Origin of the sequence: Enterobacter cloacae complex sp. GF14B, from assembly GCF_004136805.1 — a bacterium.
Lineage (GTDB): Bacteria > Pseudomonadota > Gammaproteobacteria > Enterobacterales > Enterobacteriaceae > Enterobacter > Enterobacter hormaechei_C.
The window spans coordinates 1-2,233 of sequence record NZ_QFRV01000205.1; the positions used below are offsets into that span (position 1 = coordinate 1).

3 protein-coding genes are annotated in these 2,233 nt (G+C 62.0%); all 3 read right to left on the reverse strand.

What is annotated here, in order from left to right; all coding sequences use genetic code 11:
• On the reverse strand, window positions 1-778 hold a 778-nt coding region (gene tssA / locus DD606_RS24685; RefSeq protein ID WP_176691482.1), incomplete at its 3' end, for a type VI secretion system protein TssA.
• 11 nt (window positions 779-789) lie between these two features.
• A complete protein-coding gene (tagF, locus tag DD606_RS24690) occupies window positions 790-1,506 on the reverse strand; it encodes a type VI secretion system-associated protein TagF (protein ID WP_006810959.1) in 717 nt (238 codons plus the stop codon).
• A 16-nt stretch (window positions 1,507-1,522) separates the two neighbouring features.
• On the reverse strand, window positions 1,523-2,233 hold a 711-nt coding region (locus DD606_RS24695; protein WP_306768325.1), incomplete at its 5' end, for a type VI secretion IcmF C-terminal domain-containing protein.

Sequence of the window (2,233 nt, forward strand, 5' to 3'; positions counted from 1 at the left end):
CTGCCGCAGGCTGCGGCTCAGCGTGCTGTTCAGCCTGCGCGTCACGGTTCGGCAGCAGCTTACTGATGTCGGTCACCTGACACGCGCTGGCGACCAGCCCGACGGTTTTCAGCAGCTGTTCCATCTCCGGTACGCCACTTTCCCCGAGATAGCCGGTAAGCAGTTCGCGGATGGCCAGCAGGCGTTCGTTGATCACGATTACCGCTTCGGTGCCGGGCTGATCGCCCCGGGCCAGCTCATCGATCAGTCGTGGACGCCCGCCCGGATAATCCGGACACTCGGTTTTACTGCCGTCAAGCAGCGCCTGGGCGTCACGGAGCGAAATCTCATCGCCGTTTGAGCGGAGCAGTGAGGCGTTACGTACCGCGACCGTCAGGTCAGATTTATCACTCAGCCCGGCGAGGGCGTTGATGCGGTAGAACGGATCGGTTTCGCCATACTCTTCCAGCAGCGGGTAAAGTTGCTCCCAGTAACGGGACAGGGCTTCCTGCACCAGCAGTAGCCCGTCGGCGTAACCTGCCAGCCCGCGACGACGTGTCCAGGCATGGGTTAACGCCAGCATGACGCGAAGATCTTTGGTGCGTCCCAGTAGGCTGGTGGCGAGTTTTTCCACCGTGTTCCAGTCGGCAGGCTCTGCCGGAATGATGGTGTCGCCAAACTGCTGCTCGGCTTTACCCTGACTGGCCTGACCCATGGCCTGGAAATCAGCGTCGTACTCCAGGTTTTCACCGCAGGGGTTATCGGGGCTTATCGGCGCGAGAAATTCATCGATATTCATAAGATCCCTGCTTATTCAAACATAGGCGGGTAAAGACCGTGGCGGCCCGGACGGGCGCCGCCTGCCGGATCGAACAGCAGCGTAAAGAGCTGCCCGGTAAAGTTTCCGCTGTGGACGTGGGTGTACAGCGGATAGCCGTCGCAGCGGTTTGTCCACCAGTAGCTGGTCTGGCGCAGCGGATCAAAACACTCCGCCGCCTGCGGCCAGCCCAGCGTGCTCTGACCCTCGTCGTCATAGCCAATCACGTCGAGAATGTCGGAGCGCTTTTGCGGCTCAACCGGCTGGGGCGCCGGGATGGTCATCAGCATTTCATCCAGCTGGGAGGCAGAATAGCTGTTACGCACCGCGTGCAGCCCCAGACGACCAAGCTGCTGGTACCAGCTCTCAGCCTGCCCGAGCAGGCGGGATGACCACTCGGCGGGGGTGAAGCTCAGTTGCAGGCATACCGGATAGTGGCGGCCTACGCTGTCACGGCCCGGCAGCAGGCAGCCCATCTGAATCATCTGGCTACCGAGCATCGGCGGGACGACAAAGTTCCACACCGGGGCTTTTGAAAACGGGCGCTCGCCGCTGCGCTGCTCTTCCTGTTGCCAGGCCAGCAGGCCGACCTGGAACCAGTGCGACCACTGGCGTTGCAGGGTATCCGGAAAGCGACGCTGCAAAAAATCTCCGGCGCTGGGTAATTTGCCATACCAGCTATATCGGTTCATCGCAGGGGTATTCGTCATACGGCTGTCCTTGCGGTTATGGGCATGAGAAACGGGGAAGCTGGAACGGATTGCGGATGCTGTTCGGGGCAAACTCCAGCGTGACCTGATGTCCGTCGACGTTGAACGTGGCCTGACGGCTCAGGCTACCCGCGCCAGGGCTGGTGCGCGCCTTGTCGAAAAAGCGGTTGAGCGCCCAGGAACCGTTGGTCACCAGCGTTGCGGTGCTGCCATTGGCCAGACCGAGCTGCATACGCACCTGGTTCGTCCCGCCCGGCCCCGGCCAGGTCATGATCTGCACCGCCTGCGGACCGTGGCTGTAGCGCAGCAGCTGACCGTCCACGTCCAGCGTCAGGTTCAGAATGGTGTTGTCCATCCGCACGGTGCGCACCGTCACCTTAAAGGATGGCGTGGTCGCGCCGTTGGCAAAGAAGGCATCGCGGACAGATTGCGCCTGCTGGAACGGACGCAACAGGCCTTCGCTGCCTGGCAGCGTTTTACCGTCGATGCCCGGCATAAAGCGCCAGTTCGCCTGGGTGGTGTCCACCTTGTTGGTCAGGTTGTCGCGGAAAAAGGTGTCCATCAGACCGGTGCCTGGCGCGAACATGCGAGCCAGGTCGTCCGGCGTCACTTCGGTGCTGGCGCTACGCACCAGCGGGTATCGCCCGGCAATCGCCTGACGGCAGAACCCTCCCACTTCCACGTTGATGCGCTTACGCACGTTCTCCAGATCGCGACGCTGGGTATC